Genomic DNA, 23,426 nt, shown 5'->3' on the forward strand with positions numbered 1-23,426 from the left:
TGCGCGCCGCGCTGCGCACCAACGAGCAGCTCAAGCAGCGCAACGAGCGCCTGGAGCAGGTCGCGCGCGAGCCGATCGCGATCGTGGGCATGGGCTGCCGGCTGCCCGGCGGAGCCAACAGCCCCGAGCGGCTGTGGCAGCTGCTCGCCGCGGGCGAGGACGCCATCTCGCAGTTTCCCGACCGGCCCGGCTGGGAGCTCGAGTCCCTCGTCGACCCGGACCCGGACCGGCGCGGCACCACGTACGTCAGCGAGGGCGGGTTCCTCCACGACGCCGACCGGTTCGACGCGGGTTTCTTCGGCATCTCGCCGCGCGAGGCCCTGGCGATGGACCCGCAGCAGCGGCTCCTCCTGGAGGTCGCCTGGGAGACCCTGGAGAACGCCCGGATATCCCCGGCCTCGCTGCGCGGCACATCGACCGGCGTCTTCGCCGGGGCCACCGGCCAGGACTACGGACCGCTCGTCCACCAGAGCGGCGTCGACACCGAGGGCTACCTCGCCACCGGCACCGCCACCAGCGTCGCCTCCGGCCGCATCGCCTACGTCCTGGGTCTCGAAGGACCGGCGGTGACCGTGGACACCGCCTGCTCCACCTCCCTGGTGGCGCTCCACCTGGCCGTGCAGTCCCTGCGTTCCGGCGAATGCTCGCTGGCCCTCGCCGGCGGCGCGCAGCTGATGACGAGCCCCTCGACGTTCCGCGAGTTCAGCCGCCAGCGCGGCCTCGCCCCCGACGGCCGGTGCAAGCCGTTCTCGGACGACGCCGACGGCACGGCCTGGAGCGAGGGTGTCGGCCTCCTCCTGGTGGAGCGGCTGTCGGACGCGCGCCGCAACGGCCACCGCGTCCTGGCCGTCGTCCGGGGCACCGCTGTCAACCAGGACGGTGCGTCGAACGGCCTCACCGCGCCGAGCGGCCCGTCGCAGCAGCGGGTGATCCGGCAGGCGCTGGCCAACGCGCGGCTGGCCTCCTCGGACGTGGATGTGGTCGAGGCGCACGGTACGGGTACCTCGCTGGGTGACCCGATCGAGGCGCAGGCGGTGCTCGCCACGTACGGTCAGGACCGGCCGGACGACGCTCCGTTGTGGCTGGGCTCGATCAAGTCGAACATCGGCCATGCGCAGGGTGCGGCCGGTGTGGCTGGTGTGATCAAGATGGTGCAGGCGATGCGGCACGGGTTGATGCCGAAGTCGCTGCATCTGGGTACGCCGTCGTCGCATGTGGACTGGTCGGCGGGTGCGGTGGAGCTGCTGGCGGAGGCGCGGGAGTGGCCGCGTGGTGAGCGGCCGAGGCGCGCGGCTGTGTCGGCGTTCGGGATGAGTGGGACGAACGCCCACGTGATCCTGGAAGAGGTGCCGGAGGAGGCGGGGGCGGAGGTCGGGGACGCGGTTTCCGGGACGCCTTCGGTGGTGCCGTGGATTCTGTCGGGGCGGAGTGCTGCCGCGCTGCGGGGTCAGGCCGAGGCGCTGCGTCCGCTGGCGGACGGCACTGATCCGGTGGGTGTCGGGTGGTCGTTGGTGTCGTCCCGGGCGCGGTTCGAGCATCGGGCGGTTGTGGTGGGGGAGCCGGTGTCCGCTCTGGCTGCGTTGGCTGTGGGTGAGCCTTCGGGTCGGGTGGTGTCCGGGGTGGTGGGTCCGGTGGGTCGGACGGTGTTTGTGTTCCCTGGTCAGGGGGCGCAGTGGGCGGGTATGGCGGTCGAGCTGGCGGAGTCGTCGCCGGTGTTCGCGGCGCGGCTGGCTGAGTGTGAGTCGGCGTTGTCCGCTTATGTGGACTGGTCGTTGACGGAGGTATTGAACGGGGTGCCGGGTGCTGCGTCGTTGGATGCGGTGGATGTGGTGCAGCCGGTGTCGTTTGCGGTGATGGTGTCGTTGGCGGCGTTGTGGCGGTCGTTCGGTGTGGTGCCGGCTGCGGTGGTGGGGCATTCGCAGGGTGAGATTGCTGCGGCGTGTGTGGCGGGGGTGTTGTCGTTGGAGGATGCGGCGCGGGTGGTGTGCTTGCGGAGTCGGGCGATTGCTGCGGTGGCGGGTGCGGGCGGTATGGCGTCGGTCGCGGCGTCGGTGGAGCGGGTGGAGGAGTTGCTCGGGGCTTGGGCGGGCCGGGTGTCGGTGGCTGCGGTGAATGGTCCGTCGCAGGTGGTGGTCTCGGGTGAGGCCGTGGCTCTGGATGAGCTGGTTGCCGAGTGCAAGGGGCTGGGGTTGCGGGCGCGGCGGATCGCGGTGGATTACGCCTCGCATTCCGCAGCGATGGATGTGCTGGAGGCGGATCTGGCGGTCGAGCTGGCCGGGATCAGTCCGCGTGCGGGTGACATCCCGTTGCTGTCGACGGTGACCGGTGAGTTCGTGGACGGTTCCGGGATGGATGGCGGGTACTGGTTCACGAACCTGCGCTCGCGGGTCCGGTTCTCCGAGGCGATCGAGAAGCTGAGCGGAGAGGGTTACGGCGTCTTCGTCGAGGCATCCTCGCATCCGGTGCTGACGGCTGCGGTCCAGGAGATCGCGGACGAGAGTGTGGTCACCGGTTCGCTGCGGCGCGATGACGGGGGCCTGGACCGTTTCCTGGCCGGGGTGGCAGAGCTGTGGGTGCGCGGCGTGGACGTCGACTGGTCGGCCGCCTTCCCCGACGGCGCCCGGCCCGCGACCGTGGACCTGCCCACGTACGCCTTCCAGCGCGGGCACTACTGGCCGGAGTTCGAGACCGAAGCTGTGGTGTCCGGCGATGAGGGCACTGCTGCCGATCGTGCGTTCTGGGCGGCGGTGGAGCATGCCGATGTGGACGCGCTGGCCGGGACGCTGGGTGCGGAGGCGGCTCTCATCGATCCGTTGCTGCCCGCGCTGACCGACTGGCGACGCAAGCAGCGGGAACAGGACACCACCGACTCCTGGCGCTACGAAGTGAAATGGCGCCCCAGGAGCAGCAGCGCCGGGCAGCCCGAGCTGACGGGGGCATGGCTGGTCGTCCTGCCGGAGAGCGAGGCGGAAACCGAGCACACCGGCGCGGTCCTCGACGCCCTGCGCACGCACGGCGCCGACGTACACACCCTGGTACTGGCCGATGGTACGGCCGAGCGGCAGGCGATCACGGAGCGGCTGCGGGAACTCGTACCGCAGCCGGTCGGGGTGCTGTCCCTCGCCGCGCTCGACGAGCGCCCGCATCCCGGAGAGCCCGCCGTACCTGCCGGGCTGGCGGCCACCGTCGCGCTGGTGCAGGCACTCGGTGACGCGGACCTCGCCGCGCCGGTGTGGCTCGCCACGCGGGGCGCGGTCGGCATCGGGCCGTCTGACCCGCCGCGCAGCGTGCCGCAGGCAGCGGCCTGGGGGCTGGGCCGGGTCGTCGGGCTGGAACACCCGGACCGCTGGGGCGGGCTGATCGACCTGCCCGAACTCCTCGACGCCCGTGGCGCGGAGCGCCTCGCCACCGCACTGGCCGACGGCGCAGAGGACCAGATGGCGCTGCGCGCGTCCGGCTCCTTCGTGCGACGTCTGGTGCACGCCGGGCCCGGCGGGGCACGGGGCCGCCGCTGGCAGCCGCACGGCACCGCACTGGTCACCGGTGGTACCGGCGGGATCGGTGCGGAACTCGCCCGGTGGCTCGCCGCGGAGGGCATCGACCACCTGATCCTGACCAGCCGGCGCGGGGCCGAGGCGCCCGGAGTGCCGGAACTGCGGGACGAGCTGACCGCGCAGGGCGTGGGCGTCACCGTCGCCGCCTGCGACGTCGCGGACCGGGCCGCGCTGGCCGGGGTGCTCGACCTGGTACCGGAGGAGCACCCGCTGACGGCGGTCGTGCACGCGGCGGGCGTCGGTGAGTTCGCGCCGCTTGCCGAGCACAGCCTCGCGGACCTCGCGGACGTCCTGGCAGCGAAGACGCTGGGCGCCACCCACCTCGACGAACTGCTGGGCGACCGGCCGCTGGACGCGTTCGTGCTGTTCTCCTCCAGCGCCGGTGTCTGGGGCAGCGGCGGCCAGTCGGTCTACGCGGCGGCCAACGCCCACCTCGACGCGCTGGCACACCACCGGCGCTCGCGCGGCCGGGTCGCCACCTCGGTCGCCTGGGGCGCCTGGGGCGGCGCCGGTATGGCGGCCGACGCGTCCATGGCACGCCACCTGGGCGCCCGGGGCATCCGCGCGATGCCGCCCGCCTCCGCCCTCGTCGCACTGCGTGCCGCGGTCGAGCGCGAGGAGACCGTCGCGGTCGTGGCCGACATGGACTGGGAGCGGTTCGCCCCGGCCTTCACCGCGGCCCGCCCCCGCCCGCTGCTCGACGAACTCCCCGACGTCAGGAAGGCCGCGGAAGCGGGCCGGCCGGACACCGGACACGACGGTGCCGACGACGCGCTGCGCCGCCGGCTGGCCGGCCTGACCCCGGCCGAGCAGCAGCGGGAACTGCTGGAACTCGTACGCGCCCACGCCGCCGCGGTGCTCGGCCACGCCGACGGCTCCGCCATCGAGCAGACGCGCGCCTTCCGCGAGCTGGGCTTCGACTCGCTCACCGCCCTGGAGCTGCGCAACCGGCTGTCCGCCGCGACCGGACTGCGGCTGCCCGCCACCCTGGTCTTCGACCACGCCCAGCCCCGGCTTCTTGCCGCCTTCCTCCACACGGAGCTGGGCGGTGAAGGGAGCGCCGCGGACGACACGGTGGCACCGGCCGTCGCCCACGCGGCCGACGAGCCGATCGCCATCGTCGGCATGGGCTGCCGCTACCCGGGCGACATCCGCTCGCCGGAGGACTTCTGGAAACTGCTCGCCGACGGCACCGACGCGCTGTCACCGCTACCGTCCGACCGAGGCTGGCCGTCCGCCGTGGGAGGGGTCCGCGAGGGCGGATTCGTCCACGACGCGATCGACTTCGACGCGGCCTTCTTCGGCATGAGCCCGCGCGAGGCGCTGGCCACCGATCCGCAGCAGCGGCTGCTGCTCGAAACGGCCTGGAAGGCCTTCGAACACGCGGGCATCGACCCGTCGTCCGTGCGCGGCAGCCGCACGGGCGTCTTCATCGGCTGCAACAGCATGGGGTACGGCAGCGGGCTGGAGTCCGTCCCCGAGGAGGTCCAGGGCCACCTTCTCATCGGCAACGCCAACAGCGTCGTCTCGGGCCGGGTCGCCTACACCCTCGGGCTCGAAGGCCCGGCGGTCACCCTCGACACGGCCTGCTCGTCCTCACTCGTCGCGCTGCACTGGGCCGCCCAGTCCCTGCGCTCCGGCGAATCCACCATGGCGCTCGCCGGTGGTGTGGCCGTGCTGGTCACGCCGGACAGCTTCACCGAGTTCAGCCGCCAGGGAGGCCTCGCCTCCGACGGCCGGTGCAAGGCGTTCTCCGACGAGGCCGACGGCACCGGTTGGGGCGAGGGCGCCGGTGTCCTCGTCCTGGAACGGCTGTCGGACGCACGGCGCAACGGCCACCGGGTGCTGGCCGTGGTGCGCGGCACCGCCACCAACCAGGACGGCGCGTCGAACGGCCTCAGCGCTCCCAGCGGCCCCGCCCAGCAGCGAGTGATCCGGGAGGCACTCGCCCACGCCGGACTGTCGTCGGCAGACGTGGACGCGGTCGAGGCGCACGGCACGGGCACCCGGCTGGGTGACCCGATCGAGGCGCATGCGCTGCTGGCCACCTACGGTCAGGACCGGCCCGCCGACCAGCCGCTGTGGCTGGGCTCGGTGAAGTCGAACCTGGGTCACACACAGGCCGCGGCGGGTGTCGCCGGTCTGATCAAGATGGTGCTGGCGATGCGGCACGGCGAACTGCCCAGGACGCTGTACGCCGACGCCCCGTCCTCGCACGTGGACTGGTCGGCGGGTGCGGTGGAGCTGCTGTCGGAGGCGCGGGAGTGGCCGCGCGGCGAGCGGCCCAGGCGGGCCGGTGTCTCCGCCTTCGGGATCAGCGGCACCAACGCGCACGTGATCCTTGAGGAGGCGCCCGCCGAGCCGGAGCCCGCCAGGAACGGCGCGCTGCTTCCCGTCGTGCCGTGGCTGGTGTCGGCCCGGTCGGGCGAGGCCGTCGTGGAGCAGGCCGGCCGGCTGCGGTCCGGGCTGGTGGGTCTGGACGCGGCGGATGTGGGTCTGTCACTGGCGAAGAGCCGGGCCGCGCTGGAGCACCGCGCGGTCATCCTCGGCAGTGACACGGACGAGCTGCTCGCAGGGCTGGGCGCGTTGGCGGCCGGTGAGCCGGCGCCGGGCGCGGTGCCGGTGGTGGCCCGGGACGGCCTGACCGGGTTCGTGTTCTCGGGTCAGGGCGGCCAGCGGCTCGGTATGGGCCGCGAGCTGGCGGACGCCTATCCGGTCTTCGCGGAGGCTCTGGACGAGGTGTGCGCGCACTTCGACGGTCTGCTGGACCGGCCGCTGCGTGAGGTGATGTTCACCGATGCGGAGGCTCTCGGACGAACGGGCTGGGCGCAGCCCGCGTTGTTCGCGGTCGAGGTGGCGCTGTTCCGGCTTCTTGAGTCGTGGGGGGTTCGCCCGGACTACCTGGTGGGTCACTCGGTGGGTGAGCTGGCCGCCGCGCATGTGGCCGGGGTGTTCTCGCTGGCGGACGCCTGCAAGCTGGTCGCCGCGCGTGCCGCGTTGATGCAGGCGCTGCCCGCTGGTGGTGCGATGTGGGCGGTCCGGGCGACGCTCGACGAGGTCGCACCGTTCCTGGTCGAGGGTGTCTCCGTGGCTGCGGTGAACGCTCCGGGCCAGGTCGTCCTGTCGGGTGCCCGTGAAGCGGTCGAGGCGGTAGCGAGTGGTCTTGCTGACCGGCAGGCACGGTGGCTGGAGGTCAGCCACGCCTTCCACTCGGTGCTGATGGACCCGATGCTGGACGCGTTCCGTGCGGCGGCGAACTCGGTTACGTACGAGACTCCGCGCATCCCGATCGTCTCCACCCTGACCGGCGAGCCGGTCACCGGCTTCTTCCCGGCGTACTGGGCCGACCAGGTCCGGGGCACGGTGCGGTTCGCCGACGCCGTCACCCGCCTGGAGTCTCTGGGCGTCACCCGCTTCGTCGAACTCGGGCCGGACGCGAGCCTGACCGGGGCCGTCGAGGAAACCTGCGGGGACACCGTGTCGGTGGTCTCGCTCCTGCGCCGGGACAAGCCGGAGCCCGTCACCTCGGTCGCCGCCCTGGCGCACCTGTGGGCGACCGGTGCGGAGGCCGACTGGGCGGCGTTCTTCGCCCCCGCCGGCGCGCGGGTCACCGACCTGCCCACGTACGCCTTCCAGCGCCGGCGCTACTGGCTCGGTGCGGGCCCGTCCCGGACCCAGGACGGCTGGAGCTACCAGGTCGCCTGGCACCGGATCACCGAGCGGCGCGGCCGGCTCGCCGGACGCTGGCTGCTGCTCGCGCCAGAGGCCGACGCCCCGCTCGTCGCCCCGCTCACCGAAGGGCTGCTGGCCCATGGCGCGCAGCCCGAACTGATCGTCCTCACCCCGGACACGGACCCCGCACAGCTGCTCGCCGGGCACACCGGCATCGCGGGAGCCGTCTGCCTGCCCGCGCCGGGCGCAGGTCCAGGACCGGGCCGGGCAGGCTGGCTCGCACAGGTGGTACGCGGACTCGGCCAGGCCTCGGTCGCGGCGCCGCTGTGGTGCGTCACCAGCGGTGCCGTCGCCACCGGCGGAGCCGATGCGGCACCGGACCCCGAGCAGGCAGCGGTCTGGGGCCTGGGGCGGGTGGCGGCGATGGAACACCCCGACCGATGGGGCGGCCTGGTCGACCTGCCCGCACTGCCGACCGCGCGGGACATCGAGCGGCTGGCAGGCCTGCTGGCCGGCGGCACCACCGAGAACGAGATCGCGATCCGCCCCGCAGGCATGTCCGTACGGCGCCTGGAACGCGGCGCCAGGCCGTCCGGCGAGGCGGCCGAACTGCCGCTGAGCGGCACCGTCCTGGTCACCGGCGGTACGGGAGCGCTGGGCGCCCACGTTGCCCGATGGCTGGCCGGACACGGCACCCAGCACCTCGTACTCGTCGGACGCCGGGGGCCGGAGGCGCCCGGTGCGGCCGCGCTGCGCGAGGAACTGACCGCCGCCGGTGCCCGCGTCACCCTCGCGGCCTGCGATGTCTCCGACCGGGCCGCGCTCGCCGCCCTGATTGAGGGACTCGACACCGACGGCGTCCGCGTCGACGGCGTCGTCCACGCCGCCGGAGTGGTCGACGACGGCCTGCTGCACACGATGACCCCACGGCAACTGGCGGACATCTGGGCGGCGAAGGCGACGGCCGCCGCGCACCTGAACGAGCTGCTCGGGGACCGGGAGCTGACCGCGTTCGTGCTGTTCTCCTCACTGTCCGGCACCCTGGGCGCCGTCGGCCAGGCGGGCTACGCGGCGGCGAACGCCTACCTCGACGCGCTGGCCGAGACGCGCCGGCGCGCCGGGCGGCCGGCCCTGTCGGTCGCGTGGGGCCCCTGGGCCGGCGACGGCATGGCCGCCGGTGACGGCATGGCGGAGCGGATGCGGCACACCGGGCTCAACCCGATGGACGCCGCGGACGCGCTGGCCGCACTGGAGCCCGTCCTGACCGGTGACGCGTCCTGCGCGGTGATCGCCGACGCCGACTGGACGCGGATGACCTCCGGGCGGCCCAGCGGTCTCCTCGCGGAACTCGGCGCGACGGTGGACGCCGTCGCCGCCGCCTCGCGGGGCAACGCACCGACGCTGCGGCGCGAGGTGCTCGCGCTGCCCGAACAGGCGCGGTACTCCGCACTGCTGGACGCGGTGCGCGCCCAGGCCGCCGAGGTGCTCGGGCACACGTCCGCCGCCGCGGTCGAACCGGAGGCCGCGTTCTCGGCGCTCGGCTTCGACTCGATGCTCGCCCTGGACCTGCGCGGCCGACTCTCCACGCTCACCGGTCTCGTCCTGCCCGCAACCCTCGTCTACGACCACTCCAACGCCGACGCGCTCGCCCGCCACCTGCTGCATGAGCTGGCCGACGCCGACGGCACGCCCGACGACAGCCTCCTCCCGGTGCCCGCCGTGGCGCGGGCCGACGACGAACCGATCGCCGTGGTCTCCATGAGCTGCCGGTTCTCCGGCGGCATCCGGACCCCGGAGGAGCTGTGGCGGCTGCTCACCGACGGGGCGGACGGCATCGGCCCGTTCCCCGAGGACCGCGGCTGGGACACCGCCTCCCTCCACCACCCCGACCCCGCCCACGAGGGCACCTCGTACGCACGGGAGGGCGGCTTCCTCCAGGGCGTGGCGGACTTCGACGCCGACCTGTTCGGCATCAACCCGCGCGAGGCACTGGCCATGGACCCGCAGCAGCGCCTCCTGCTGGAATGCTCCTGGGAGGCGTTCGAACGGGCCGGCATCGACCCGCGTTCCGTACGCGGCAGCCGTATAGGTGTGTTCGCCGGAACCAACGGCCAGGACTACCCGGTGGCCCTGCACAACTCCGAGGAGAACGTCGCCGGTTACATCGCCACCGGCAGTTCCGCCAGCGTGTTCTCCGGCCGGATCTCCTACACGTTCGGGCTCGAAGGCCCCGCCATGACCGTGGACACCGCCTGCTCCGCGTCCCTGGTCACCCTGCATCTGGCCTGCCAGGCCCTGCGCGCCGACGAGTGCAGCGCAGCCCTGGTGGCCGGCGCGTCCGTGATGAGCACCCCCGGCGCGTTCGTCGAGTTCAGCCGCCAGCGCGCACTGTCGCCGGACGGCCGCTGCAAGGCGTTCTCCGACGACGCCGACGGCACCGGCTGGGGTGAGGGCGCGGGCGTCGTCATGGTGGAACGCCTCTCCGACGCGCGTCGCAACGGGCACCCCGTGCTGGCCGTGATCCGCGGCACCGCCGTCAACCAGGACGGCGCGTCCAACGGGCTCAGCGCCCCCAGCGGCCCCGCCCAGCAGCGCGTCGTCCGCCAGGCGCTCGCCGCGGCGGGCCTCACCACGCAGGACGTCGACGCGGTGGAGGCCCACGGCACCGGCACCAGGCTCGGTGACCCGATCGAGGCGCAGGCGCTGCTCGCCACGTACGGCAAGGACCGGCCCCAGGACCGGCCGTTGTGGCTCGGCTCGCTCAAGTCGAACATCGGCCACACCCAGGCGGCCGCCGGTGTCGCCGGAGTCATCAAGACCGTCCTGGCACTGCGGCACGCCACCCTGCCGAAGACCCTGCACGTGGCCGCACCCACCTCGCACGTCGACTGGGACAGCGCACAGGGCGGCGGCGTACGGCTGCTCACCGAGCAGCAGGCCTGGCCCGACCTCGGCCGGCCGCGCCGCGCGGGAGTCTCGGCATTCGGCGTCAGCGGCACCAACGCCCACGCCATCCTGGAACAGGCACCCGAACCGATGAGCGTCGAACCGGTGGTGCCCGGTCCTGACACCGCCCCTGCCAGTGCCCCTGACACCACCCCGCGCCCCGCACCGTTCTCGGACGCGGTGCTGTGGACCCTGTCCGGCAAGACACCGCAGGCACTCACCGACCAGGCCGCCCGGCTGCTGTCCCGGGTCACCGGGCCGGACGCACCGGCCCCCGCGGACGTGGCCCGGACCCTGGTCACCTCGCGCGCGGCGCTCGACCGGCGCGCCGCCGTCATCGGCAGCGGCCACGACGAGCTGGTGGCCGGTCTGGCCGCGCTCGCCGACGGCCGGGAGAGCGCACACGTCGTCACCGCGACGGCCGGCTCACCCGGCAGAACGGTGTTCGTCTTCCCCGGCCAGGGCGCCCAGTGGGTCGCCATGGCCACCGAACTGGCCGCTTCCTCACCGGTGTTCGCCGCGAAACTCGCCGCCTGCGAGGAAGCGCTGGCCGAGTACGTGGACTGGAAGCTGACCGACGTACTGCACGGCACGTCCGGAGCCCCCGGATACGACCGGGTGGACGTGGTCCAGCCCGTGCTGTTCGCGGTGATGGTCTCGCTCGCGGAACTCTGGCAGTCCTGCGGCGTCCGCCCGCACGCGGTGATCGGACACTCCCAGGGCGAGATCGCAGCCGCCTGCGTGTCCGGCGCCCTCTCCCTGCGCGACGCCGCACGCGTCGTCGCCCTGCGCAGCCGGGCACTGACCGCACTCGCCGCGAGCGGCGGCATGGTCTCCGTGATGCTCGCGCCCGAACCCGCAGCGGAGCTGGTCGCCGGCTACGACGGACGCCTCTCGGTCGCCGCGGTCAACGGCCCCGCCTCCGTGGTGATCTCCGGCGACGTGGACGCCCTCGACGAACTGCTCGTCCACTGCGAGGGCACCGGCGTACGGGCCCGTCGCATCCCCGTCGACTACGCCTCGCACAGCGCCCACGTCGACCGCATAGCGGACGAGATCCGCGAGGCGCTGCGCCCGATCCGGCCGCAGCACCCCACGATCCCCATGCTGTCCACCGTCACCGGAGAGTGGATCGACGACGGCGAACTGGACGCCGAGTACTGGTTCCAGAACCTGCGCCGGCCCGTGCGGCTCGACCCCGTCGTACGCACCCTCGCCGGGCACGGCCATCGCGGCTTCCTGGAGATGAGCCCCCACCCGGTCCTGACCGTCCCCGTCCGGGAGACCGTCGACGACCTGACCGACAGCGGCGCCCCGATGGCCGGGCAGATCTTCGTCGGAGGCTCGCTGCGCCGCGACGACGGCGGCCCGCGCCGGTTCGCGACCTCGCTGGCCGAGGCGTACTGCTCCGGCATCGACGTCGACTGGGACGCGGTGACCGCTACGGACGCCCCGGCCACCCACGTCGAACTGCCCACGTACGCCTTCCAGCACCGGCGCTACTGGCCGCGCCCCGCGACGGCCGTCACCGACCGGTCCGCCGCCGACCCGGTCGGCGACGCCTTCTGGAGCGCCGTCGAACGGCAGGACACCGCCGCCCTCGCGGACACCCTCGGTATCGGCGCGACCACCCTCGACGAGGTGCTGCCCCGGCTGTCCGCCTGGCGGCGCACCCGCCGCGACGCCGCCGCACTGGACGCCTGGCGCTACCGCGCCGTATGGCGCCCGCTCCCCGAGCAACGGCCCGCCCGGCTGTCCGGCACCTGGCTGCTGCTCACCCCGGACCTCTCAGGCGCTGCCACCGCCGACACCGCCGCCTGGTGCGACACCGTCGGCCGGGCACTGGCGGCAGCCTCCGGAGCCGAGCTGCGGACCGTGACCGTCGACGCGGCCACCGCCACCCGTGACTCGCTCGCCGGACTGCTGCGCACCCACCTGGCGGACTCCGGCACCGTGCACGGCATCGTCTCCCTGCTCGGCACCGACGTACGCCCCCACCCGGCGCACCCGGCGCTGCACGCCGGAGTCGCGGCCACCCTGCGGCTGGCCCAGGCACTGACCGGCACCGATGGGGAGGCGCCCCTGTGGCTGCTGACCCGCGGAGCCGAACTGGCCACCCCCGCCGACCGGCTCACCGACCCCGCCCAACGACAGATCTGGGGCCTGGGCCGGGTCATCGGCCTCGAGTGCGCCGACCGCTGGGGCGGCCTCCTCGACCTGCCCGCCGAACTGGCCGAACCCGACGCGGAGCGGATCCGCCAGATCCTGGCCGGCAGCGGCGACGAGGACCAGATCGCCCTGCGCCGCCAAGGCGTCCTCGTACGGCGGCTGGTACCCGCGCCGCTCGACGACACCCCGCCGCAACGCACCTGGCAGCCCCGGGACACCGCACTCATCACCGGCGGAACCGGCGGACTCGGCTCCCACATCGCCCGCTGGCTGGCCGAATCCGGCGTCGAGCACCTGGTGCTCACCAGCCGCCGGGGCCCCGACGCGCCCGGCGCCGAGGAACTGCGCGCCGAACTGACCGCACTCGGCGCCCAGGTGACCATCGTCGGCTGCGACGTGGCCGACCGTGCCGCGCTGGCCGCTCTGTTGGCCGGACTGCGCGACGAAGGACGCCGCGTCCGCACCGTCGTACACGCCGCCGGAGCCGTCCAGGCCACCCCGCTGTCGGAGATGAGCATCGAGGAATGCGCGGACGTGCTCGCCGCGAAGACCCTGGGCGCGACCCACCTCGACGAGCTGTACGGCGAGTACTTCGACGAGGCCGACCTGGACGCGTTCGTGCTGTTCTCGTCCAACGCCGGTGTCTGGGGCAGCGGAGGCCAGGCCGCCTACGCCGCGGCGAACGCCGCCCTCGACGCCCTCGCCCAGTCCCGCAGAGCACGCGGCCGCACCGCCACCTCGGTCGCCTGGGGCGCCTGGTCCGGCAGCGGCATGGCCGCCGACCCGGCAGCAGAGGAGCAACTGCGCCGCCGGGGCGTCATCGCCATGGCCCCCGAACGGGCCCTCGCCGCACTCCGCCAGGCCCTGGAACACGACGAGACGCTGCTCACTGTCGCCGACATCGACTGGCCGCGCTTCGCGACCGGCTTCACCGCCGCCCGGCCCCGGCCGCTGCTCACCGAGCTGCCCACCGGCCGCCCCGCATCTGCTGGCCCCGACGCGTCGCAGCAGCCGGACACGGACCACGGCGACCGGCTGCGCGGTATGGCCGCGGCGGAACGCGACGCCGCCCTGCTCGGTCTCGTACGGTCCGCCGTCGCCGCCGTCCTGGGCCACGACGAGGCCGACGCCGTCGAGGTGAACCGGCCCTTCAAGGACCTCGGATTCGACTCGCTGACCTCGGTGGAGCTGCGCAACCGGCTGACCTCCGCCACGGGAGTGAAGCTGCCCGCCACGCTGGTCTTCGACCATCCGACCGTGCTGGACCTCGTCGGACGGCTGCGCTCGGGGCTCCTCGGGGAGCAGCCGGGGCAGATCTCCCCGGACCAGGCAGTACTTCAGGAGCTGGACAAGATTGAAGCCGGAATTTCAGCTCTTTCCCCAGACCACGATCTGGACGCCGTGCAAGCAAGGTTGCGCAGCCTACTGTCGGTGCTGGGGGACAGGCCGTCCGTGGATGACGAGGAGCCCGTAACCCGCAAGTTGGAGACAGCGACAGACGACGAGCTGTTCGAATTCATCCACAGGGAGTTCGGTAAGTCTTCCTGAGCGAAAGCCGAAGCTACCGTCTCCCGTGGCGACGCCAACAGGAGACGGTCCGTACGGTGAACGAGGACAAGCTTCGCGACTATCTCAAGTGGACGACGGCCGACCTTCACGAGACGCGCAAGCGGCTCCGTGAAGTGGAGGACGCGGCGCGGGAACCCATCGCGATCGTCGCGATGAGCTGCCGCTTCCCGGGCGGCGTCCGCTCGTCCGACGACCTGTGGCGGCTCGTCGAGGACGGCGTGGACGCGATGTCTCCCGTTCCGCGCGACCGTGGCTGGGACCTCGACCTGCCCGGCGTCGGCCCCACCACCCAGGGCGGATTCCTGGGTGACGTGGCCGACTTCGACGCCGCCCTCTTCGGCATCTCGCCGCGCGAGGCACTGGCCATGGACCCCCAGCAGCGGCTGCTCCTTGAGCTCGTGTGGGAGTCGCTGGAGCGCGCGGGCATCGCTCCGATGTCCACGAAGGGCGAGAAGGTCGGCGTCTTCATGGGCGGCTCCCCGTCCCGCTACGACATCCTCCTGGGCGCCGAGGAAGGCGTCGGCGGCTACATCATGACCGGCAGCGCCGGCAGCGTCCTGTCCGGCCGTATCTCGTACGCGCTGGGGCTCGAGGGCCCGGCGGTGACCGTTGACACGGCCTGCTCCTCGTCGCTGGTGGCCCTGCACCTGGCCGTGCAGTCGCTGCGGGCCGGTGAGTGCGAGCTCGCGCTGACCGGTGGCGCCGCGATCATGTCGACGCCGGGTGCGTTCGTGGAGTTCGAGCGGCAGGGTGGTCTGGCCGGGGACGGCCGGTGCAAGGCGTTCTCGGACGATGCGGACGGTACGGGCTGGGGCGAGGGCGTGGGTGTCCTGGTCCTGGAGCGGTTGTCGGACGCCCGGCGCAGCGGGCACCAGGTGCTGGCTGTGGTGCGCGGTTCGGCCGTGAACCAGGACGGCGCGTCCAACGGTCTGACGGCGCCGAACGGTCCCTCGCAGCAGCGTGTCATCCGTGAGGCGCTGGCCAGCGCGCGTCTGTCATCGGCGGATGTGGACGTGGTGGAGGCGCACGGTACGGGTACCAAGCTGGGTGACCCGATCGAGGCGCAGGCGCTGCTGGCCACGTACGGGCAGGACCGGCCTGCGGACCAGCCGCTGTGGCTGGGCTCGATCAAGTCGAACATCGGGCACACGCAGGCGGCGGCGGGTGTCGCGGGCGTCATGAAGATGGTCCTGGCGATGCGGCACGGCATGCTGCCGAAGACACTGCACGCGCAGACGCCGTCGACCCATGTCGACTGGTCGGACGGTGCGGTGGAGTTGCTGGCCGAGGCGCGGGAGTGGGCGCCCGGTGACCGGCCGAGGCGGGCGGGTGTGTCCGCGTTCGGCGTCAGCGGGACGAACGCCCACGTGATCATCGAAGAGGAGCCGATCGCCGAGGAGGCCGCGGTCTCGGACTCGGACGACGAGCCGCAGGAACCGCAGGAGCGGCTGGAGCGGCTGGCGCTTCCGGTGATCCCCTGGCTGGTGTCGTCGAAGTCTGCGGCGGGCGTGGAAGGTCAGGTGCAGCGGCTGGCTTCCGGTGTGGAGGGCCTGGACGCGGTCGATGTCGGCCTGTCGCTGGCGACGACCCGGGCGGCGCTGGAGCACCGCGCCGTCGTGCTCGGCGTGGACGCTGACGAGCTGCGTGCGCGGCTGGGCGAGGCGCTGGTGCCGGTGGTGGCCCGGGACGGTCTGACCGGGTTCGTGTTCTCGGGTCAGGGTGGTCAGCGGGTCGGTATGGGCCGGGAGCTGGCGGAGTCCTTCCCGGTGTTCGCGGCTGCGTTGGATGAGGTGTGCGCGCATTTTGATGGTCTGCGTGAGGTGATGTTCACCGATGCGGAGGCGTTGAAGTCGACCGGTTGGGCGCAGCCGGCGTTGTTCGCGGTTGAGGTGGCGCTGTTCCGGCTTCTTGAGTCGTGGGGGGTGCGCCCGGACTACCTGGTGGGTCATTCGGTGGGTGAGCTGGCGGCTGCGCATGTGTCCGGGGTGTTCTCGCTGGCGGACGCCTGCAAGCTGGTGTCGGCGCGTGCCGGGTTGATGCAGGCGTTGCCTGCCGGTGGGGCGATGTGGGCGGTGCGGGCGACGGTGGAGGAGGTCACTCCGCTGCTGGTCGAGGGCGATGGTGTGTCCGTGGCTGCGGTGAATGCTCCCGGTCAGGTGGTGCTGTCGGGTGCTCGTGAGGCGGTCGAGGCGGTAGCGAGTGGTCTTGCTGATCGTCAGGGGCGGTGGCTGGAGGTCAGCCATGCGTTCCACTCGGTGTTGATGGACCCGATGCTGGACGAGTTCCGTGCGGCGGCTGACGCGGTGACGTATGAGGCTCCGCGCATCCCGATCGTGTCGACGCTGACGGGTGAGCTGGTCGCTGGGTTCAGTGGGGCGTATTGGGCGGATCAGGTCCGGGGGACGGTTCGTTTCGCGGATGCCGTTTCCCGGTTGGCCGGGTTGGGTGTGGCGCGTCTGGTGGAGGTTGGGCCGGATGCGTCCTTGGTCGGTGCGATCGGTGAGGCGAGTGACGATGCGGTGTTCGCTGTCTCGATGCTGCGTAGGGACAGGCCCGAGGCGCATACGGCGGTAACCGCGTTGGCCGGGCTGTGGGCGGCGGGTGGCGATGTCGATTGGGCGGCGTTCTTCGCTCCGTCGGGTGCCCGGACTGTGGATCTGCCTACGTATGCGTTTCAGCGTCAGCGTTTCTGGCCGAGTGTGCGGCGGGAGCCGGTGGTGGCGTCGGCTGCTGTTGATGCGGTGTTCTGGGATGCGGTGGAGCGTGGTGACGGTGAGTTGTTCGCGGCGGAGTTCGGTGTGGATGTCGGGGCTCCGTTGCGGGAGACGTTGCCGGCGTTCTCGGCGTGGCAGCGTCGGCGTCGTGAGCGTGAGGTAGCGGACAGGCTGCGTTATGAGGTGTCGTGGGCGCCGCTGGGTGCTGGGGTTGGGGTTGGGGTTGGGGTGTCGGGTGGGTGGCTGATTGTTGAGCCGGCCGGTGTTGAGGATGTGTGGGCGGCTGCGCTGGCGGATGAGCTGACGGGCCGGGGTGCGGAGGTGTCCCGGTTGGTTTTGGATGCGGAGGGCTTGGAGCGGGCGGTTCTGGCCGGCCGTCTTGGGGAGTTCGCGGGTTGTGGGCGGGTGGTGTCGTTCCTGGGTCAGGTGGAGTCGGGGCCCGGGGGTGTTGTGGGGTCTGCGGTGTTGGTGCAGGCGTTGGGTGATGCCGGTGTTGACGTTCCGGTGTGGTCGGTGACGTCCGGTGCGGTCTCGGTGGGTGCGGGTGATGTGGTTGCGCGTCCGGTGCGGGCTGGTGTGTGGGGTCTGGGTCGGGTGGTGGCTTTGGAGGAGCCGGGGCGTTGGGGTGGGTTGGTGGATGTGCCGGAGGTGCCGGTGGGGGGTGCGGTGGGCCGGCTGGTGGAGGTGCTGGCCGGTGGTTTCGGTGATGAGGACGAGGTTGCGGTGCGTGGTGGGGCGGTGCTGGGGCGTCGGCTCGGTCCTGCCCGGCCTGGGGGTGTGGTGTGGTCGCCGTCGGGGACGGTGTTGGTGACGGGTGGTCTGGGTGCGTTGGGTGCCCGGGTCGCGCGGTGGGTGGTGGGCCGGGGTGCTGAGCGTGTGGTGCTGGTGGGCCGTCGCGGGATGGAGTCCGTTGGTGCGGCGGAGTTGGTGGATGGGCTTCGTGGGTTGGGTGCTGTGGTGGATGTGGTGGCGTGTGATGTGGGTGTGCGGGAGGAGGTGGAGGAGCTTTTCGCCCGGTTCGAGGTCTCGGCGGTGGTGCATACGGCAGGGGTGTTGGACGACGGTGTGGTGGATGGTCTGACGGCTGAGCGGGTGTCCGGGGTGTGGGGGGCGAAGGCGGGTGGTGCGTGGAATCTGCATCACGCTTCGCTCGGTCGGGACTTGGATGCGTTTGTGGTGTTCTCGTCGGCTGCGGGTGTGTGGGGTGGTGCGGGTCAGGGTGCGTATGCGGCGGCGAATGCTGCGCTGGACGGGTTGGTGGACTTCCGCCGGGGTCAGGGTCTGGTGGGCTCGTCGATCGCGTGGGGGCCGTGGGCCGAGGGGGGTATGGCTGATGACGTCACGGTGTTGGCCCGGATGGAGCGTGGTGGGGTAAAGCCGCTGGATCCTGATGCGGCGCTTGGGGTGCTGGGTTCTGCTTCGGGGTGTGTGACGGTTGTTGATGTGGAGTGGGAGCGTTTCGTTCCCGGGATGACCGCGTTGCGGGCGAACCGTCTGTGGGACGAGGTCGCGCCACGCAGCACGACCACGCCTGTGCCGCGCGCCGACGCCGGAGCCGGCGCATTGAGGGAGCGGTTCGTCGGCCTGTCACCCGCTGTCCGTCGGAAGACGTTCATGGAGATCGTGCGGTCGCTGGCCGCAGCGGTGCTGGGGTTCGAGGATCCGGCGGCCGTCGGGATGTCCACGGCATTCCGCGATCTGGGTCTCGACTCACTGATGGCGGTGGAACTCCGTAACGCCTTGACCACGACTTCCGGTCTGAAACTGCCCTCGACCGTGGTGTTCGACTACCCGTCCGTCGAGGCACTGACCGATGAACTGCTGTCCCGGCTGTTCGGTGCGGAGGAGGAGGGTGCGGCGCTGGGTGTGGTGGCGGCGCGTCAGGTTGATGGTGATGATCCGGTGGTTGTGGTGGGGATGGGTTGCCGGTTCCCGGGTGCGGTGGATTCGCCGGAGGAGTTGTGGCGGCTGCTGGCTGAGGGCACGGATGCGATGGGTGGGTTCCCCGCGGATCGTGGCTGGGAGCTGATCGGCGCGGTCGGTGGTGACTATGCCCGGGTCGGTGGGTTCGTCGAGGGTGTGGCGGACTTCGATGCCGGTCTCTTCGGGATCTCGCCGCGTGAGGCACTGGCGATGGACCCGCAGCAGCGGTTGCTGCTTGAGGTGGTGTGGGAGTCGCTGGAGCGGTCGGGTATCGCGCCGTTCTCGTTGCGTGGTCTGCCGGTCGGGGTCTTCGCGGGGACGAACGGGCAGGACTACCCGGCGGCATTGGCGCTGGCGGGGGAGTCGGCCGAGGGTTATGGCGGGACGGGAAGCTCGGGCAGCGTCCTGTCGGGGCGCATCTCCTACGCGCTGGGCCTTGAGGGGCCGGCCGTCACCATTGACACGGCCTGCTCGTCGTCGTTGGTGGCCCTTCATCTTGCGGCGCAGTCGTTGCGGTCGGGTGAGTGTGATCTTGCGCTGGCCGGTGGTGTGACGGTGATGTCGACGCCGGGTGCGTTCGTGGAGTTCGAGCGGCAGGGTGGTCTGGCTGGGGACGGCCGGTGCAAGGCGTTCTCGGACGATGCGGACGGTACGGGCTGGGGCGAGGGCGCGGGCGTTCTGGTCCTGGAGCGGTTGTCGGACGCCCGACGCAGCGGGCACCAGGTTTTGGCGGTGGTGCGCGGTTCGGCCGTGAACCAGGATGGTGCGTCCAATGGTCTGACGGCGCCGAACGGTCCGTCGCAGCAGCGGGTGATTCGGCAGGCGCTGGCCAATGCGGGGCTGTCGGGCGCTGAGGTGGACGCGGTCGAGGCGCACGGCACGGGCACCTCGTTGGGTGACCCGATCGAGGCGCAGGCGCTGCTGGCCACGTATGGCCAGGATCGGCCCGCAGAGCGGCCGTTGTGGTTGGGTTCGGTGAAGTCGAACATCGGGCACACGCAGGCGGCGGCGGGTGTCGCGGGTGTGATGAAGATGATTCTGGCGATGCGGCACGAGGTGCTGCCGCAGTCGTTGCACGTCGGTACTCCGTCCTCGCATGTGGACTGGTCGGACGGTGCGGTGGAGTTGCTGGCCGAGGCACGGGACTGGGCGCCCGGTGACCGGCCGAGGCGGGCGGGTGTGTCCGCGTTCGGCGTCAGCGGGACAAACGCACACGTGATCATCGAAGAGATTCCTGCCACCGTGCAGACACCGGCCACGGTGCCGGACGTCGCGCTTCCGGTGATCCCCTGGCTGGTGTCGTCGAAGTCTGCGGCGGGCGTGGAAGGTCAGGTGCAGCGGCTGGCTTCCGGTGTGGAGGGCCTGGACGCGGTCGATGTCGGCCTGTCGCTGGCGACGACCCGGGCGGCGCTGGAGCACCGCGCCGTCGTGCTCGGCGTGGACGCTGACGAGCTGCGGGCGCGGTTGGGCGAGGCGCTGGTGCCGGTGGTGGCCCGGGACGGTCTGACCGGGTTCGTGTTCTCGGGTCAGGGTGGTCAGCGGGTCGGTATGGGCCGGGAGCTGGCGGAGGCCTTCCCGGTGTTCGCAGCCGCGCTGGATGCGGTGTGTGCGCACTTCGATGGTCTGCGTGAGGTGATGTTCACCGACGCTGAGGCTCTCGGACGAACGGGCTGGGCGCAGCCCGCGCTGTTCGCGGTCGAGGTGGCGCTGTTCCGGCTTCTTGAGTCGTGGGGGGTTCGCCCGGACTACCTGGTGGGTCACTCGGTGGGTGAGCTGGCCGCCGCGCATGTCGCTGGGGTGTTCTCGCTGGCGGATGCGTGCAAGCTGGTCGCTGCGCGGGCCGGGTTGATGCAGGCGTTGCCTGCCGGTGGTGCGATGTGGGCGGTTCGGGCGACGCTCGACGAGGTCACCCCGCTGCTGGTCGAGGGCGATGGTGTGTCCGTGGCTGCGGTGAACGCTCCCGGTCAGGTGGTGCTGTCGGGTGCTCGTGAAGCGGTTGAGGCCGTAGCGGGCGCTCTGTCTGATCGTCAGGGGCGGTGGCTGGAGGTCAGTCACGCGTTCCACTCGGTGCTGATGGACCCGATGCTGGACGCGTTCCGTGCGGCTGCGAACTCGGTTACGTACGAGACTCCGCGCATCCCGATCGTCTCCACCCTGACGAGTGAGCCGGTCACCGGGTTCACCGCGTCGTACTGGGTGGACCAGGTGCGCGGCACGGTCCGCTTCGCCGACGCGATCACCCACCTGAAGTCCTCCGGTGTCACCAGGTTCCTGGAGCTGGGACCGGACGCCACGCTGACCGGTGCCGTCGACGAGACGTACGACGGCGATTCGCTCGCGGTGGCGGCGCTGAACCGAAAGCAGTCCGAGCCCACCACCGTCGTCACCGCACTGGCCCGCCTCTGGGCCGACGGCGCCGACGTCGACTGGGCGGCGTTCTACGCACCCACCGGCGCCCGCACCGTCGACCTGCCCACCTACGCCTTCCAGCACCAGCGCTACTGGCCGCGCCACCAGCTCCGGCCGTCCGAGCCCGCCCCCGTCCCCGCCACCAGCGGTGCGGACGCCGCGTTCTGGGAGATCGTCGAGGGCGGCGACCTGGGCGCGTTCACGCAGTCGCTCGGCGTCGCACCCGATGCCGATCCGGACCAGGTGCTGAGGGCCCTCAGCACCTGGCAGCGGCGCCGGAGCGAGCGCGCCGACCTGGAACGGCTCGGATACCGGATCGGCTGGACGCCGACCGGACCGGCCAACAGCGTTGATGTGTCCGGGAGTTGGCTGATCGTGGAGTCGGAGCCGACGGACGGCGACGACCCCTGGGCGGGAGCCCTCGCCGAGGACCTGGCGGCGCGCGGCGCCCGGGTCACCCGGCTCCGGCTGGAGCCCATGGAGCTGGACCGGGCGGCACTGGCCGCTCGTCTCGCGGAGTTCACCGGGGCCGCCGCGTCCTCCGGCCGGACGCGCGTGGTGTCGTTCCTCGGTCAGGACGAGCGGGAACACGTGGGCCGCCCCGGTCTCGCGTACGGTCTGACGGCCACGACCACGCTGGTGCAGGCCCTGGCTGACGCCGGGACGGATACCCAGGTGTGGTCCGTGACGTCGGGGGCGGTGTCCACCACAGCGGGCGACGAACTCTCGCATCCGTTGCGGGCGGCCGTCTGGGGCCTGGGCCGCGTCGTCGCCCTGGAGGAGCCTGAGCGCTGGGGCGGTCTCGTCGACGTCCCGGAACGGCCGGCGGGCGGTGCGCTCGCCCGGCTGGTGGAAGTACTGGCGGGCAGCGCCGAGGACGAGGACCAGCTGGCCGTGCGCGGCGGGGCCGTGCTCGGACGGCGGCTCGTGTCCGCGTCGATGGAGAACACCGGCGCCGGATGGACGCCCTCCGGCACGGTCCTGATCACCGGCGGCACCGGCGCGCTCGGCGCCCGGCTGGCCCGCTGGGCGGTGGACCGGGGCGCACAGCACATCGCGCTCGTCAGCCGTCGCGGTGAGGGCGCCCCGGGCGCCCCCGAACTGCGTGCGGAACTGGAAGCGCGCGGGGTGACCGTCACCCTCGCCGGCTGCGACCTCGCCGACCGTTCGTCCCTCGCGGCGGCCGTCGCCCTGATCGAGGCCGCAGGGCCCGCCATCCGGTCCGTCTTCCACGCCGCCGGCCAGACCCGGGCCATGGCCCTGGGCGACACCGACGCCGACTGCCTCGCCGCGATGCTGGGCGCGAAGGCGGCCGGGGCGGCGAACCTCGACGCGCTGCTCGGAGACCGCGACCTCGACGCGTTCGTGCTCTACTCCTCCATCGCGGCCACCTGGGGCAGCGGCGGCCAGAGCGGATACGCGGCAGCCAACGCCTACCTCGACGCCCTCGCGATCCGGCGCCGCGGCCGGGGCAGGGCCGCCACCTCGGTCGCCTGGGGGCCGTGGGACGGCGGTGGCATGGCCGCCGCCGAGGGCGCCCAGGACGATCTGCGCAGACGCGGACTGCCGGTCCTGTCGCCCGATGACGCGATGGCCGCACTGGAGTCGGCGCTCTGTGGCGACGAGCCCTGCGTGTCGGTCGCGGACGTCGACTGGGACCGCTTCCTGCCGAGCTTCACCCTGCGCCGGTCCAGCGCGCTGCTGGCCGCGTTCGGCACCGCCCCCGCCGATGACCGAGGCGACGGCGGCGCCACCGACGGGGACGACACCACCGCCGTCCTGCGCGAGGGACTGCGCGGCCTCGACGACCGGGAGCAGCGCCGCCGTGTCCTCGAACTCGTACGCGGCGAGGCCGCCACGGTCCTCGGTCACGCGGGCGCCGCGGCCATCGAGCCGGAGAACGCCTTCCGCGACCTCGGGTTCGACTCGCTCACCGCGGTCGAGTTCCGTGACCGGCTGCGCGTGGTGACCGGCCTGCCGCTGCCCGCCACCCTGGTCTTCGACCACCCCACCGCCGCGGTACTCGCCGACTTCCTCGTCGACCGGCTGCTGGGCACCGAGCAGAGCCCCGAACGGGTCGAAGCCGTCCACGCGGCTCTCGACGAACCGGTCGCGATCGTCTCGATGGGCTGCCGCTTCCCCGGCGGCGCCACGGACCCGCAGAGCCTGTGGCAGGTGATCTCCGGAGCGGCCGACGCCATCACCCCGTTCCCCGCCGACCGAGGCTGGGATCTGGACGCCCTCGACGCCGCAGGGTCCGCCTTCACCCGTGAGGGCGGCTTCCTGTCCGGTGCCGCGGACTTCGACGCCGCCTTCTTCGGCATCTCGCCGCGCGAGGCCCTCGCCATGGACCCGCAGCAGCGGCTGCTCCTCGAAGTCGCCTGGGAGTCCCTGGAGCGTGCGGGCATCGCCCCGCTGTCCCTGAAGGGCGACAAGGTCGGCGTCTTCGTCGGCGCCGGCAGCTCCGGCT

At 72.5% G+C, this 23,426-nt stretch carries 2 protein-coding genes (1 of these 2 cut by a window edge); both read left to right on the forward strand.

From position 1 onward, the window contains the following. Positions 1-11: 11 nt before the first annotated feature. Positions 12-13,889, forward strand: a complete 13,878-nt coding sequence (locus tag OG892_RS39315) for a type I polyketide synthase (protein ID WP_371631824.1) — start codon at positions 12-14, stop codon at positions 13,887-13,889. Beyond that, positions 13,886-23,426: the 5' end (the start) of a type I polyketide synthase gene (locus OG892_RS39320; RefSeq protein WP_371631825.1), read on the forward strand. It continues 14,627 nt past the right edge of the window; 9,541 of the gene's 24,168 nt are visible here — the first part of the coding sequence; its start codon is at positions 13,886-13,888; the stop codon falls past the right edge of the window. Before OG892_RS39315 ends, OG892_RS39320 begins: the two co-directional genes overlap by 4 nt.

The organism is Streptomyces sp. NBC_00341, assembly GCF_041435055.1.
Lineage (GTDB): Bacteria > Actinomycetota > Actinomycetes > Streptomycetales > Streptomycetaceae > Streptomyces.